Genomic DNA, 14,109 nt, shown 5'->3' on the forward strand with positions numbered 1-14,109 from the left:
CATACCCGACCCACCCCACGTCCCGCCATGGAGGACTTGATGGAACTGACCGTGACCGGCCGCAAGAAGGACGTCCCCGAACGTTTCCGCCGCCACATCGAGGACAAGCTCGACAAGATCCCGCAACTCGCGCCGAAGGTGCGCCGCGCCGAGGTCGTGCTCACCCACGAGGCGAACCCGCGCCAGGCCAAGGAGGCCGAGCGCTGCGAGATCACCTGCTACGTGCACCGCACCGTGGTGCGCGCCGAGGCCGCCGCTGACGACGAGTACGCCGCGCTCGACCTCGCCATGGGCAAGCTGACCGAGCGGCTGCGCCGCATCGGCGACAAGAAGCGGGTCAGCCACACCGGCAAGCACCGCCTGCCCTCGGTTGCGGAGGCCACCTTCGGCCTGCCCACCGAGCCGTTGGCCGGGGAGTCTGCCGAGGCCCCCGAGGAGTCCAAGAGCCCTGAGGAGAAGGTCGACGAGGCGCTGCAGACGCAGGGCAACAGCCCCATCGAGGTGCGTGAGAAGGTGCACGCCTCGGCGCCGATGACCGTGGGCGAGGCGCTGTCGCAGATGGAGCTGGTCGGGCACGAGTTCTTCCTGTTCCACGACAGCGAGGCCGACCGGCCCAGCGTCGTCTACCGCCGCCGCGGCTGGTCCTACGGCGTGCTGCGCCTCGACCTCGACGACACCGAGGGTGAGGGCGCCACGGCTGGCGAGCAGCCGGCGGCCGAGCCCGCCGCCTCCTGACCTGACCACCCCCGGCACCCCGGACCGCCGCTCAGGCGCCGGGGTGTCGGTGCGTCGTGGCAGGGTGTGCCCGTGACCACGTTGACGCAGGCCCAGGCCGTCCGGATCGCCCTCGCCGCCCAGGGTTTCGGTCGTCCCGGACGGGCGTCCACGAGCCCTGGCACCCGTGCCCTGCAGTCGGTCGTCGAGCGGCTCCGGGTGATCCAGATCGACAGCGTCAACGTGCTGACCCGCAGCCACTACCTGCCCTTCTTCTCCCGCCTCGGTCCCTACGACCGGGCGCTGCTGGACCGGCTCCGCGACGGCGCCGGAGTCCGCGGCGGGGCGCGCGCCGGGCGCGTCCTGGTCGAGCAGTGGGCGCACGAGGCCTCCCTCATCCCGCTCCAGACGTGGCCGCTGCTCGGGTTCCGGATGTCGCGACCGCGCACCCTCGCGTGGCGTGCGTCCCTGGAGGAGCAGCACCCCGGGCTGCTGGAGGCTGTCGCCGACGTCGTCGCCGGGCACGGGCCGCTCACGGCCCGTGAGGTCGAGGCTCACCTGCCGCACGGTGCGGGTCGCCGCCGCGACCATTGGGGGTGGAACTGGTCCGCGGTCAAGACCTCGCTGGAGTGCCTCTTCGAGACCGGGGAGCTCACCTCGGCCGCGCGGACGCAGCAGTTCGAGCGCCTGTATGCCGTGCCCGAGCGGGTGCTGCCGCCCAAGGTGCTGGCGCGGGGCCCGGGTCGGCCCGACGCCCCGGGAGAGCTGGAGTCGGTGACCGAGCTGCTGCGCCAGGCCGTCCGGGCGCACGGGATCGGGAGCCAGCGCTGCCTCGCCGACTACTTCCGCGTCCGCGGGCCCGTCGTCGGTGAGGCCCTGGCCCGGTTGGAGGCCGCCGGTGAGGTCGAGCAGGTGAGCGTCGCGGGCTGGAACCGCCCGGTCTACCTGGATCCCGCGGCCCGGCGGCCCCGACGGATCGAGGGCGCGGCCCTGCTCAGCCCGTTCGACTCCCTCGTGTGGCAGCGCGAGCGGGTCGAGCAGCTCTGGGACTTCCACTACCGCCTGGAGATCTACGTGCCGGCGCAGCGTAGGGTCCACGGCTACTACGTGCTGCCCTTCCTCCTCGACGAGCGTCTCGTCGGGCGGGTCGACCTCAAGGCCGCCCGCGAGGCCGGGGTGCTGCGGGCGCATGCCGTGCACTGGGAGCAGGGCGTCGACGTCGCCGCCGCCGGGCCGAGGCTGCTGGACGAGCTGGAGCAGATGGCCGGGTGGCTGGGCCTCGGGCGGGTCGATCTGCCCACCCGCGGCTGAGGGGCGGTCCCGCGGCGCCTCAGCCGCCGCCCCGCACCTCGGCAGCGGAGAGGAGCTCGAAGAGGACCGTGTCGTGGCGCGGGCCACCCGCCTCGTAGACGCAGGACTGCGCCTCGGTCCCCACGCGGCGGAAGCCGGCGCGCAGCAGGGCCCGCCTTGAGGCGGTGTTGCGCGCGTCGGTGGCCGCGCTCACCCGGTGGAGGCCCAGCGCCGTGAAGGCGTGGTCCGTCGCGAGCCGCAGCGCCGCCGTGACCGCACCCCGGCCACGGCCCCACGGCAGCAGCCAGTAGCCGACCTCAGCGCACCCGCGGGCGAAGGGATCGAGCAGGTCGAAGACGGAGATGAACCCGAGCGGGGCGTCGTCGCGGGCGTCGGCGATGCACCACGACACGCTCCGTCCGATCGCCATGCCGTGCCGCCGCTCCGTCACCCAGGCGGCGATCTGCTCCGGGTCCTGGGACGGCAGGACCGGTCCGACATAGGTCCGGGCCACCTCGTCGGTTCTGGCCAGCGCGGCGGCGTCCCGGGCGTCGTCACGCCACGGACGGAGCCGGATCTCGCCGTCCGTGAGCTCGGTCGCCTCCAGCCAGGGATGCGCCGGACGTCGCGGATCCTGCGGCGCGAGCGCCGAGATCCAGCCGTCCCGGGGGCCCTGGGCGCCATCCCGCCCCGGCAGCAGGCCGCGCACCGTCTGCGGCGCGGGAAAGCCGACGCGCCACGCCGTGCGCCGCGAGGCCCAGTTGCCGACCTCGGCGCGCCACCGCACCAGCTCCAGTCCGTCGAGCTCGAAGGCGTGGTCCAGCGCGAGCCGCAGCGCGGCGGTCGCGAGGCCGCGTGCGCGGAAGGCGGGGTGCACGGCATACCCCACCTCTCCGCCGCCGTGGCCGTCGCGACGGCACTCCATGAGGCCGGCGGCGGTCCAGGTGGCGCCCTCCGTGGCCGCGTCGCGTACCTCGACGACCCACTGGCGCGGGCTCGAGTCGGACGGGACACGCCAGCGGCGACCGGCGACGACGGCCCACGCCCGGGCGGCGGCATCGGTGTCGGTGTCGGTCCCCTCGCCCCAGCGGCGGTAGGCCGGATCCCGGCCCAGCTGGACGAGCATGGGGACGTGCTCGGTCGTCGGCGGGACCAGCCGGACCCCCTGACCGGTCCGGACCGGACTCTCGCAGCCGCCCTGCCCGGAGCCGTCGGTGGACATGACCGTTAGCCTAGATGGGTGCCGAATCTGTTCGAGAGAGTCCTGCGCGCCGGCGAGAAGTCCGCCCTGCGCCGGCTGGAAACCATCGCCAAGCAGGTCAACGCCCTGGAGGAGGACTTCGCCGGGCTGTCCGACGCGGAGCTGCGCGAGGAGACCGAGAAGTTCAAGGCCCGGCTCGCCGACGGCCAGACCCTCGACCAGTTGCTGCCGGAGGCGTTCGCCGCGGTCCGTGAGGCGAGCAAGCGCACCATCGGCAAGCGGCACTTCGACGTCCAGCTCATGGGCGGGGCCGCGATGCACCAGGGCAACGTCGCCGAGATGCGCACCGGTGAGGGCAAGACCCTGGTGGCGACGCTGCCGTCCTATCTCAACGCGCTCACCGGCCGGGGTGTGCACGTCATCACGACCAACGACTACCTGGCGCAGTACCAGTCCGAGCTCATGGGGCGCGTCCACCGTGCCCTCGGGCTGGAGACCGGCTGCATCCTGTCGTCGATGACGCCGGCCCAGCGGCGCGAGCAGTACGCCATGGACATCACCTACGGCACCAACAACGAGTTCGGCTTCGACTACCTGCGCGACAACATGGCGAGCAACCTCAAGGACCTCGTCCAGCGCGACCACTCCTTCGCGATCGTCGACGAGGTCGACTCCATCCTCATCGACGAGGCCCGCACGCCGCTCATCATCTCCGGCCCCGCGGACCAGGCGACCAAGTGGTACACCGAGTTCTCCAAGGTCGTGCGCCGGCTGGAGCGCGGTGAGGCCGGCGACCCGCTGCGCGGGATCGAGCCGAAGGGCGACTACGAGGTCGACGAGAAGAAGAAGACCGTCGGCGTGCTCGAGCGCGGGATCGAGAAGGTCGAGGACTACCTCGGCATCGACAACCTCTACGAGTCCGCCAACACCCCGCTCATCGGCTACCTCAACAACGCGATCAAGGCCAAGGAGCTCTTCACCCGCGACAAGGACTACGTCGTCATCGACGGGCAGGTCAACATCGTCGACGAGCACACCGGACGCATGCTGCCCGGACGCCGCTACAACGAGGGCATGCACCAGGCGATCGAGGCCAAGGAGGGGGTCGACATCAAGAACGAGAACCAGACCCTGGCCACCGTGACCCTGCAGAACTACTTCCGCATGTACGACAAGCTGGCCGGCATGACGGGGACCGCCCAGACCGAGGCGGCCGAGCTGCACCAGATCTACAAGGTCGGCGTGCTCTCGATCCCCACGAACCGGCCGATGATCCGGCAGGACATGGCCGACCTGGTCTACCGCACCGAGGAGGCCAAGTTCGACGCCGTCGTCGATGACATCGTGGGTCGTCACGAGGTGGGCCAGCCCGTCCTCGTCGGCACCACCTCGGTCGCCAAGTCCGAGTACCTCTCCGAGCAGCTGCGTCGGCGCGGGATCCCGCACGAGGTGCTCAACGCCAAGCACCACGAGCGGGAGGCCGCGATCATCGCCGAGGCGGGGCGCAAGGGCGCCGTGACCGTCTCGACCAACATGGCCGGGCGAGGCACCGACATCATGCTCGGCGGCAACCCCGAGTTCCGGGCGGTGGCGACGATGCACGCCCGGGGCCTCGACCCGCACGAGACCCCGGAGGAGTATGAAGCGGCCTGGGACGGCACGCTGGCGGAGGCCGAGTCCTCGGTCCAGGCCGAGCACGACGAGGTCACCGAGATCGGCGGGCTCTACGTCCTGGGCACCGAGCGGCACGAGTCGCGCCGGATCGACAACCAGCTGCGCGGACGTGCCGGGCGCCAGGGCGACCCGGGCGAGTCGCGCTTCTACCTGTCCCTGCAGGACGACCTCATGCGGATGTTCAACGCCCCCATGGTGGACCGGGTCATGGCCACCTCGGGGATGAAGGACGACGTGCCGATCGAGTCCAAGATGGTCTCCCGGTCCATCGCCAGCGCCCAGTCGCAGGTGGAGGCCCAGCACTTCGAGACCCGGAAGAACGTCCTGAAGTACGACGACGTCATGAACCGCCAGCGTGAGGTGATCTACGCCGAGCGGCGCCGCGTGCTGGAGGGGGAGGACCTGCAGGAGCAGGTGCGCCACTTCATCAACGACGTGGTCGCCGAGTACGTCCTCAGCGCGGGGGGTGCCGGTCTGGCCGACGGCATCGACCTGGAGGCGCTGTGGCTGGACCTGCGCACGGTCTACCCCGTCGGCGTGGCCATCGAGGAGGTCGTGCAGCAGGCCGGCAACCGGGCCGCCGTGACGACCCAGATGCTGGTCGAGCAGCTCACCAGTGACGCGCAGCACGCCTACGACGAGCGTGAGGCCGAGCTCGGCGAGCAGACCATGCGCGACGTGGAGCGGCGCATCGTGCTGCAGGTCCTCGACCGCAAGTGGCGCGAGCACCTCTACGAGATGGACTACCTCAAGGAGGGCATCGGCCTGCGCGCGATGGCCCAGCGGGAGCCGCTCGTGGAGTACCAGCGCGAGGGCTACCAGCTCTTCCAGGCGGTGATGGAGTCGATCAAGGAGGAGTCGGTCCGCTACCTCTTCCACGCCGAGGTCACGCCGGCCGAGCAGCCGGCGGAGCAGACCCCGAAGCAGCAGCTCACCTTCGTCGCCCCCGGCGAGGGGGGCGAGGCGCAGGCCCGCCGGGTCCGCGCCGACGGCAGCCACCCCGAGGGGGCCTCGGGTGCGGCTCCGGCGGCCGCGTCGGGGGGCAACCGGGCAGAGCGCCGCAAGGCGCGCCGCTCCCGCGCCTGAGGGCGCCCCTCCGGACCGGAGGGTGGCGCTCCGGACCGAGCGAGGTTCAGCCCAGGTCGAGGGCCGTGACGAGCCAGCGGCCGTCGACCCCGCTCATCCGCAGCGCGAGGGCCCGGATCCGCCCCTGGGCGCGCACGACGGCGGAGATCTCGCAGACCCCGTCGTCCGGATGACACACCAGCAGCGCCCGCACCAGCGGCGGCGGGTGCCGGCGGCCGCCCCGTCGCCGGGCCAGCTGTCCCCGTCGCGCCACCCGCTCGTGGACCTCGGGCGCCAACCAGCGACCGAGCTGCTCCGCGGGGCGGCTGCCGTCGCAGGCCTCCAGCATGGCCAGGATCATCCGGCGCGCCCAGGCCTGCGCCTCCGGGAGGTCGGCGGTCGTCGTAGCCTGTGGGCCGAAGTAGCTGTCGTAGGCCTCGCGCCTGAAGTCGACGGCCAGCGACCCCTGGACGTAGTCGCTGTCCGAGGCGTCGGCGTCTCCGGGTCGGTCCTGCCAGTCAGGTCCCACGGCGACGGGGTCGGTCGGTCGGGCCGGGGAGAGTCGCAGGACCCTGGGCGCGGGGCCGCCACGACCGTCGACGCTCATCGCTCGCCCTCGGCGAGCCGTGGCACGACGAGCTCCTGACCGGGGCGGATGAGATCGGGATCCGTCCCGATGAGGTCGCGGTTGGCGGCATACCACCGGGGCCACTCCTGCGCGATGTCGACATCCGTGGCCCCCGGGCCGAGGTGCCGCGCGGCGATCTCCCACAAGGTGTCGCCGCGGTGCACGACCACGGGCTCGGAGCTGGCCGATCCGTCACTGCCACCGCTGCTCACCAGGTCGACCGCGCCCGGGCTCGCGGGCACGGTCGCCGATGCGCCACGGGTGGGGGTCCACCCCGGGGTGGGTATGCCCTCGTGCCCCTCGTCCGGCGTCGCCCCGGCGGAGGTGTGGTCGTCGGCGGGTGCGAGCTGGGGCTCCAGCGGTGCGGAGACCGCGGGAGATGCCGCGGGGGATGGCGCGGCCGTCGCGGCCATCGGCACGCCGGCGCCCGCCAGGGCGATGAGTGCAGCACTGACGAGGCGCACCGGGCGGGTCGTGACCCGGGCACGAGCCCGCGCCCGCGGCGCGACCTCGAGGGTGGCGGCCGCCAGCACGGCCGTCGCCCACGCCGCGAGCAGCGTCGCGGGCGGCAGCAGGGCGGCCAGGAGGGCCTCGTCGGGAGCGACCCGGCCCAGTCCGGGCCAGGCCTGCACCGTGGCACGGGCCAGGCCGAGCGTCGTCGCGCCCAGGAACAGCGTCCCGGCGGCGCCGAGCCCTGCGGGTCGCCAGCGCCGCCACCGGCCCGGTCCACCTCTACGGACGATCCCCACGGTCATCGATCTCCCCACCTATGTGTCTGTTTACGTCTGTTTGCGTTCGTTTGACGCGATGATGGAGACGTTACGTCGGTCGCGACGACGTCGTCAAGCGGCTGTGGAACTGCGCACCGGCCCCTGCGCTCCTGGCACGATGGCGGGATGCGATGGCAGCAGCTGTTTGACGACCTGGCGGCCCAGCAGGAGGCGTGGGAGCGGGCCGAACAGGCCACCGAGATCGCCGAGCACACCCGGGCCGAACGCGGGCAGGTGGAGCTCGCCGACCGCCTCGCGGCAGCCGCGGGAGGGGTCGTGCGAGTGCGCGTCCGCGGGACGGGCTGGCTGGAGGGCGCTGTCGGGGACGTGGGTCAGAACTGGGTCCTGCTCGAGGGCGGCGCCGAGGTGGTGACCGGACGTGAGGTGCTGCTTGTGCTGACGGCCGTCCTCGCGGTGGACGGGCTCACGGTCCGTGCCGACCGTCGGCCGCGACGTCTCGACCTGCGGCATGCGCTGCGTGGCGTGAGCCGGGACCGCGCCAGGGTGCGGGTGCACCTCGACGACGGTGACCACCTCAGTGGCACCGTCGACCGGGTCCTTGCCGATCACCTCGACCTGACGCGCCACGCCGATGACGAGCCGCGCCGCGCCGGCGCGGTGCGCGGGGTGGTGTCCGTGCCCTATCACGCACTCGCGGTGATCCGTCGCCTGTGACGAGAAGAGGGCTGTGCGCGGGTAGGGGAGACGATGCCGCGGCGACGACCTACGTCAGGTCGCTGCTGCCCTGCTGGATGGATTCGCGGGTCTGGGCGTACATCCGCTGGATGTAGGCCTCGAGCTCGGAGTTCTCGACCCGCCACACGCCGCGGCCGCCCAGCTTGACCCCGGCCAGCTCGCCGGACCGCACCAGGGCCTTGACCTGGGACAGCGAGACGTTGAGCGTCTCCGCGACGTCGGTCAGCGTCAGGAAGCGTGGTCCGCTCACGGGCACATCCTTTCTTCGCCCACGTGGTGACCACGATGGTACGGAATCACGGGGGCCGCGATGAGCAGGTTGTGGACAGGATGCGCGCAGACGTGCCCGCGAGGGATACCGTGCCGTGGGAAAGAACGATCCGGGAGGGGACCACATGGGTGACACGACGTCGGCTGCGCCGGGTGAGGAGCCCCGCCGCGCGGTGCGCCGACTGGAGCGACCCGGCTGGCGGGACCTGCGCCTCGTGATCGGGGTGCTGCTCGTGCTCCTGTCGGTGGCGGGCGGGGCTCGGCTCGTCGCGGGCCTGGACGACTCCACACCGGTCTACGCGGCGGCCCACGACCTGCTGCCCGGCCAGCCGGTCGAGGAGGCGGACGTCGTGGTGGTCACCGTGCCCACCCGGATGGGCGAGTCGCTCACGCACTACGTCGACGCGTCGCAACCGCTCAGCGAGGACACCTACCTCGTCCGGACGATCAGGGCCGGAGAGCTCGTGCCCGCCTCGGCCCTCGGCACCGAGCGCCAGGCGTTGGACAAGACGGTGACCGTGCCGGTCGACGCGTCGGCGCTGGGCGGGTTGTCCAGCGGCTCGGTGGTCGACCTGTGGGTCAGCCAGCGCGACGACGACGCGGTCGGCGAGGCCTACCTCGACCCGGAGCTCCTGCTCGCGGGAGCGGTCGTCGACGACGTGCCGGAGCAGGGAGGCGCCCTGGGCACCTCCCTGGGCCGCGCCTCGGTGGCCGTCGTCGTGCCGGCCGACCGGGTGGGCGAGGTCATCGCAGCGGTGGACCAGGGCGCGCGCATCACCCTGGTGCCGGCGCCCCGGTCCGCGGAGGGGTCCGGTCGGTGACCCGCTCGCTCGCCACCGCCGTGGCACCGCGGTGGGAGGGGGCTGCCGCCACCCTGGTGGCGGGCTCGACCCAAGCCCACCTGGTGCGGCGCTGCGCCGACGTCGCCGAGCTGGTCGGGGTGGTCCGGGCCGGGCTTGCCGACCTGGTCCTCGTGTCCTCGGATCTGCGCGGGCTGGAGCGCGACGTCGTCGATGCCGTGCGTGAGGCAGGGGCCAGCGTGCTGGCCCTGCACCCCGCCGCGGACGGCGACCCGGACCGGGCGCGGGCGTTGCGCCGCTGGGGCGTGCGGACCGTCCTGGACACCGACGCCACGCCGGCGGACCTGGACCAGGCTGTCGCCGGGCTGTCGCTCGACCAGGACGCGGACGGCGGTCACGTCCGCCACGACGACGTCCCCGGGCGCGGCGGCCACGAGGGAGACGAGAGGGACTCGTCGGCCCCGCCGTCCGACGTGCTGCCCGGCGGGTCACCGGGCCGGCGACCGCTCATGGCGGTCGTCGGGACGCGGGCCGATGCGGAGTCCGGCGCCCTCCGCAGGGACGCCGACGGTGGGGACGACACCGACACCTCCGAGAGCGCCGACCTCCCCGACGGGGACTCTGTCGGCGACGGCGGCGTCGGCGACGGAGTCCCGGAGGACCCGCAGCGTCCGCCAGGCGTCGCGGAGGCCACGGTCGTGGTGGTGTGGGGTCCCTACGGCAGCCCGGGGCGCACGACGGTGGCGGTGAACCTGGCGGCCGAGCTGGCGACGCCGCTGCAGCCCACGATCCTCGTCGACGCCGACACCTACGGCGCGTCCGTGGCACAGTCGCTCGCCGTGCTGGACGAGGCCCCCGGGATCGCGGCGGCCGCGCGGGCCGCGGACCAGGACGCCCTGGACGACGAGGCGGTGCAGCGCCTCGCCCCGGAGCTGCGCCCCGGGCTCCGGGTCCTCACCGGGCTGCCCCGGCCGGACCGGTGGCCGGAGCTGCGGGACGCCTCGCTCGCCGACGTCCTCGACCGCTGCCGCCGCACAGCACGCTGGGTCGTCGTCGACGTCGCACCCCTGGTGGAGCAGGACGAGGAGCTGTCCTTCGACACCGCGGCACCGCGCCGCAACGGCGCGACGCTCACCGCGCTCGACGCGGCAGACGTCGTGCTCGTGGTCGGGGCCGGCGACCCCGTCGGGTTGCAGCGGCTGGTCCGGGCGCTGGACCGGCTGCCCGAGCTCACGGCCGCGCGCCGCGAGGTCGTCGTGACCCGGGTCCGCCCCGGCCCGGTGGGCCCGGAGCCGAAGCGCCGGATCCGCGAGACGCTCGACCGGTTCGCGGGGATCCGCCGCGTCCACGTCGTCCCGGACGACCGGGACGGTCTGGACGCCGCGATCCTGCATGGTCGGCTGCTGTCCGAGGTCCGCCCCGGCAGTGCGGCGCGCAGCGCGCTGGTCGACCTGGCCGAGGAGCTCGGTGGTGACGGGGGCTCCCGGACCTCTCGCCGGGCCCGCCGGGTGCGCTGGCGAGAGCGTGCCCGACGCTGACCCTGCCCGCCCACCCTGCCGCCCGAGCAGTCCCGCGCCACCCCGCCCGGCCCTCGGCGCCCGGGTCTGCGACCATGACCGGTATGCCCGGAGCGGACGAGTCGACATGGAGGTCCTGGTGACGACGGTGCGCTGCTACCTGCCGCTGGCCCCCGGGCAGCTGGCGCTGCTCCGCGACGACCGCCGGCTCCCCGGCCCGCTGCCAGCGACGGCGGTGACCGAGGAGCTGCGGTCGCTGGATCCGGGGGCGGACCAGGAGGAGGGGGAGTATGCCGCGGCCCAGGAGGCCGCCGGACGGTTGCGCGACGGGGGGTCGCCGGTGATCGTGGCCGCCGTGGATCTCGACGGCGCCGACGTGGCCACCCGGTCCGGCGCCTGGGTCGACGTCGCGGGGGTGGACCTGCCCCGGGTCGCCGCGCTCCACGTCGGCGACGACGTCGTCACCGGCGACCCCACGGCGCTGCCGGCTGCGGGGGAGGAGCTCGAGCTGTCGTGGTTCGACACCACGGAGCTGGCGCACGTCATCGACCTCGTGGAGGCGGTCCCGGCGCGCGACGACGGTCGCGGCCACGACCGGCACGACCGCCGCGAGACCGGAGCATCCGACGATCCGGACGATCACGAGCATGAGGCCTGACCCCGAGCCCCGGACCCACCCCTGACCGACGCCCCGCGACACGGAAGCGAGCTGACATGGACGCCATCGTCGACGTACCCACCCCCCTCAACGAGCCGGTGCTGGACTACGCGCCCGGCAGCCCGGAGCGCGGCGCCCTGGAGGCTGCGCTCGCCGAGATCGCCGCGACGCCGGTCGACCTCCCTCACGTCATCGGCGGCCAGGAGGTCATCGGCGACGGCAAGGCCATCGACGTCGTGCAGCCGCATGCGCACGCCGAGGTGCTGGGCACGTTGCGCGACGGCACCACGAAGGACGCGGCCGCCGCCGTCGACGCCGCGCTCGCCGCCGGGGCCGCGTGGCGCGCGATGCCCTTCGACGAGCGGGCCTCGATCTTCCTCAAGGCGGCCGACCTGCTGACCGGCCCGTGGCGGGCGCGGATGAACGCCGCGACCATGCTCGGTCAGAGCAAGACGCCACTCCAGGCGGAGATCGAGGCGGCCTGCGAGCTCGCCGACTTCTGGCGCTTCAACGTGCACTTCGGCCGGCAGCTGCTCACCGAGCAGCCGTTGCGCAACCCGCGGGGCTCCTGGAACCGGATCGACCAGCGGCCGCTCGAAGGCTTCGTCTACGCCGTCACGCCGTTCAACTTCACCGCCATCGCCGGCAACCTGCCCACCGCTCCGGCGCTCATGGGCGGTACCGTGGTGTGGAAGCCCGCGACCACCCAGCAACGCGCCGCGAGCCTCATCATGGAGCTGCTGGGCGAGGCCGGGCTCCCGGACGGCGTGGTCAACATGGTGACCGGCACCGGGCCGGCGATCTCCGAGGTCACGCTGGCTCACCCGGATCTGGCCGGCGTCCACTTCACCGGCTCGACGGCCGTCTTCAACTCCTTCTGGCACCAGATCGGGAGCAACCTGTCGACCTACCGCTCCTACCCGCGGATCGTGGGTGAGACCGGCGGCAAGGACTTCATCGTGGCGCACCCGAGCGCCGACGTCGACGTGCTGCGCACCGCCATGGTCCGCGGTGCCTTCGAGTTCCAGGGCCAGAAGTGCTCGGCCGCCTCCCGCGCCTACGTCCCGGCCTCCGTGTGGTCCCGGCTGCGCGACGACCTGGTGCAGACCACCGAGGGCATCCCGATGGGCGACGTGCGGGACCTGTCGGTCTTCATGGGCGCCGTCATCGACGACAAGGCGTTCGCCAAGCACAAGGACGTGATCGACCGGGCGCACGCCGACGACGGCATAGAGGTCATCGCGGGAGGTTCCTACGACGACTCCGTGGGCTACTTCGTGCGGCCGACGATCGCGGTCGTGGACGACCCGACCCACGAGATGATGACGACCGAGTACTTCGGTCCTATCCTCGCCGTCCACGTCTATCCCGACGACCAGTGGGACGCGATGCTCGACCAGATGGAGTCGGCGACGCCGTACGCGCTCACCGGCGCCGTCATCGCCCAGGACCGGGCAGCGGTGGGCGAGGCGGTCAGCCGGCTGCGCTTCGCCGCCGGCAACTTCTACATCAACGACAAGCCCACCGGGGCCGTCGTGGGCCAGCAGCCCTTCGGCGGGGCCAGGGCCTCCGGCACCAACGACAAGGCCGGGTCGGCGGCGAACCTGCAGCGCTGGGTCAACACCCGGGTCATCAAGGAGACCTTCGTCCCGCCGACCGACTACCGCTACCCGCACATGGGCTGATCGGGGCGTGCCCGGCTCCGGCTCAGTGACCGGGGCCGGGGCGCTGCTCCTGCAGCCACTCGGTGCCCACCTGCTCCTCGAGGCGCACGATCTCGCTGATCTGGACCGCGACGAGCTCCTCGATCCGGCGGCCGAGGAAGGGGATGGACGCCTCCAGGTCGCCGTCCACGACGTGGTCGGTGACGCCTTGGGGGTCGGTGGCGCCGCGACGCAGGTGCACGCCGCCGGTGAAGGTGACCGGCAGGCCGGGGAGCTCCAGGCTCATCGCGCCCTCGCGCTCACCGTCGGCGTCGGGGGATCCCCAGCGGACCGTCTCGACGACGAGTAGCTGCGGCCCGACGACGGCGCGGGCGATGTCGGGGACGCCGTCGCTGGGCAGGTGGCGTTGGGTGGTGACGGTGGTGCTGCCGTCCTGACCCCGGTCCACCGTGATGGTCTGGTCCAGTGCCCCGGAGCGCTGGCAGCGCAGCTCCTGGTAGCCGGCATCGGTCAGCATCTCGAAGGTGCGCTGCGGGTCGGCGGGGTGCGAGACCGTCTCGGTGATCCTCATGGGATCACGGTACGGCCCCCGGCACCTGCCTCGCCCGCAGGGCGCGCTGCATCGCGTGCAGGCGCCGCAGCACGACCCCCTTGTCGCTGGCCCTGATCCGATCCCGCCGGGTCCGGTCGGCGACCTGGTCGAGGAGGTCGCCGAGCTGCACCATCGTCTCGCCCGCCTGGCGTTCCCACTCGGTATGCCGTGCCGTGAGCAGCGGCGCCGTCGCGCGGAGCCGGGCGGCGACGGCGCGGCAGGAGGCGTGGTCCGGGGTGTGATCGGCACCGCCGATCGCGCCGACGACGAGGGGGAGCTCGGTCGGCTGCTCCTGGCCCGACGCCGCGTCGGCGAGGCGGTGGGCGAGCTGGTCCAGGAGGGCCTCGACGACCGTGGTGGCCTCGCCCCAGCCGAGGTCTGGGGTGAGGCCCGCGACCTCGTCGACAGCCTGCAGCAGCCGTGCTGTCGCGGCCGGCGCACCCTGCGCGGGCAGGGCGTCGACGTGCCGCGGCGGCCGGGTCATGGCCCCACTCTAGGCCGGACGAGGTCCGCCCGTCCGCGTCGTCCCCAGGCGGGTACGCTGGCTCGTGGCGCACGCCGTGGTGCGCC

14 protein-coding genes are annotated in these 14,109 nt (G+C 73.4%); 8 read left to right on the plus strand and 6 right to left on the minus strand.

The window, feature by feature from the left end; all coding sequences use genetic code 11:
• Window positions 1–39: 39 nt before the first annotated feature.
• Window positions 40–735: a ribosome hibernation-promoting factor, HPF/YfiA family gene (gene hpf / locus AC5PYY_RS09420; protein ID WP_493896561.1), complete on the plus strand. Its 696-nt coding sequence runs from the start codon at window positions 40–42 to the stop codon at window positions 733–735.
• A gap of 72 nt (window positions 736–807) precedes the next feature.
• Window positions 808–2,025: a winged helix-turn-helix domain-containing protein gene (locus AC5PYY_RS09425; protein WP_493896562.1), complete on the plus strand. Its 1,218-nt coding sequence runs from the start codon at window positions 808–810 to the stop codon at window positions 2,023–2,025.
• A gap of 19 nt (window positions 2,026–2,044) precedes the next feature.
• On the opposite strand, the gene AC5PYY_RS09430 is transcribed toward AC5PYY_RS09425, so the two are convergent.
• On the minus strand, window positions 2,045–3,226 hold the full coding sequence (locus AC5PYY_RS09430; protein ID WP_493896563.1) for a GNAT family N-acetyltransferase: 1,182 nt from the start codon (window positions 3,224–3,226) through the stop codon (window positions 2,045–2,047).
• Between the two features lie 18 nt (window positions 3,227–3,244).
• Between AC5PYY_RS09430 and secA the strand changes: the two genes are divergently transcribed.
• A complete protein-coding gene (gene secA, locus AC5PYY_RS09435) occupies window positions 3,245–5,965 on the plus strand; it encodes a preprotein translocase subunit SecA (RefSeq protein WP_493896564.1) in 2,721 nt (906 codons plus the stop codon).
• 46 nt (window positions 5,966–6,011) lie between these two features.
• Here secA and AC5PYY_RS09440 read toward each other — a convergent pair whose 3' ends face one another.
• Window positions 6,012–6,551 (minus strand): Rv3235 family protein, encoded by a 540-nt coding sequence (locus tag AC5PYY_RS09440; protein ID WP_493896565.1) that lies wholly within the window; start codon window positions 6,549–6,551, stop codon window positions 6,012–6,014.
• Window positions 6,548–7,327 carry a LysM peptidoglycan-binding domain-containing protein gene (locus AC5PYY_RS09445; RefSeq protein WP_493896566.1) on the minus strand — a complete coding sequence of 260 codons (780 nt, stop codon included), beginning with the start codon at window positions 7,325–7,327 and terminating at the stop codon, window positions 6,548–6,550. The genes AC5PYY_RS09440 and AC5PYY_RS09445 overlap by 4 nt, the downstream gene beginning before the upstream one ends.
• A gap of 141 nt (window positions 7,328–7,468) precedes the next feature.
• Here AC5PYY_RS09445 and AC5PYY_RS09450 point away from each other — a divergent pair, with 141 nt between their 5' ends.
• The gene (locus AC5PYY_RS09450; RefSeq protein ID WP_493896567.1) at window positions 7,469–8,017 is read left to right on the plus strand and encodes a hypothetical protein; all 549 of its coding nucleotides are present in this window, start codon (window positions 7,469–7,471) and stop codon (window positions 8,015–8,017) included.
• Window positions 8,018–8,066: 49 nt separating this feature from the next.
• On the opposite strand, the gene AC5PYY_RS09455 is transcribed toward AC5PYY_RS09450, so the two are convergent.
• Window positions 8,067–8,288, minus strand: a complete 222-nt coding sequence (locus tag AC5PYY_RS09455; RefSeq protein ID WP_493896568.1) for a helix-turn-helix domain-containing protein — start codon at window positions 8,286–8,288, stop codon at window positions 8,067–8,069.
• Window positions 8,289–8,433: 145 nt separating this feature from the next.
• Here AC5PYY_RS09455 and AC5PYY_RS09460 point away from each other — a divergent pair, with 145 nt between their 5' ends.
• From AC5PYY_RS09460 to pruA, 4 genes are all read left to right on the plus strand, one after another.
• Window positions 8,434–9,129: a hypothetical protein gene (locus tag AC5PYY_RS09460; protein WP_493896569.1), complete on the plus strand. Its 696-nt coding sequence runs from the start codon at window positions 8,434–8,436 to the stop codon at window positions 9,127–9,129.
• Entirely contained in the window at window positions 9,126–10,646 is a 1,521-nt protein-coding gene (locus AC5PYY_RS09465; RefSeq protein ID WP_493896570.1) for a CpaE/TadZ family protein, read from the plus strand. The genes AC5PYY_RS09460 and AC5PYY_RS09465 overlap by 4 nt, the downstream gene beginning before the upstream one ends.
• 106 nt (window positions 10,647–10,752) lie before the next feature.
• Complete coding sequence (locus AC5PYY_RS09470) at window positions 10,753–11,283, plus strand: DUF6912 family protein (RefSeq protein ID WP_493896571.1); 531 nt, start codon at window positions 10,753–10,755, stop codon at window positions 11,281–11,283.
• A gap of 56 nt (window positions 11,284–11,339) precedes the next feature.
• Window positions 11,340–12,968, plus strand: coding sequence for an L-glutamate gamma-semialdehyde dehydrogenase (gene pruA / locus AC5PYY_RS09475; protein ID WP_493896572.1), 1,629 nt, complete (start codon window positions 11,340–11,342; stop codon window positions 12,966–12,968).
• 22 nt (window positions 12,969–12,990) lie between these two features.
• Here pruA and AC5PYY_RS09480 read toward each other — a convergent pair whose 3' ends face one another.
• Both AC5PYY_RS09480 and AC5PYY_RS09485 read right to left on the minus strand, forming a co-directional pair.
• Entirely contained in the window at window positions 12,991–13,518 is a 528-nt protein-coding gene (locus AC5PYY_RS09480; RefSeq protein ID WP_493896573.1) for a DUF2505 domain-containing protein, read from the minus strand.
• Between the two features lie 4 nt (window positions 13,519–13,522).
• A complete protein-coding gene (locus tag AC5PYY_RS09485) occupies window positions 13,523–14,023 on the minus strand; it encodes a hypothetical protein (RefSeq protein ID WP_493896574.1) in 501 nt (166 codons plus the stop codon).
• Between the last annotated feature and the right edge of the window lie 86 nt (window positions 14,024–14,109).

The sequence above is a fragment of the Serinicoccus sp. JS2-9 genome (assembly GCF_059025165.1).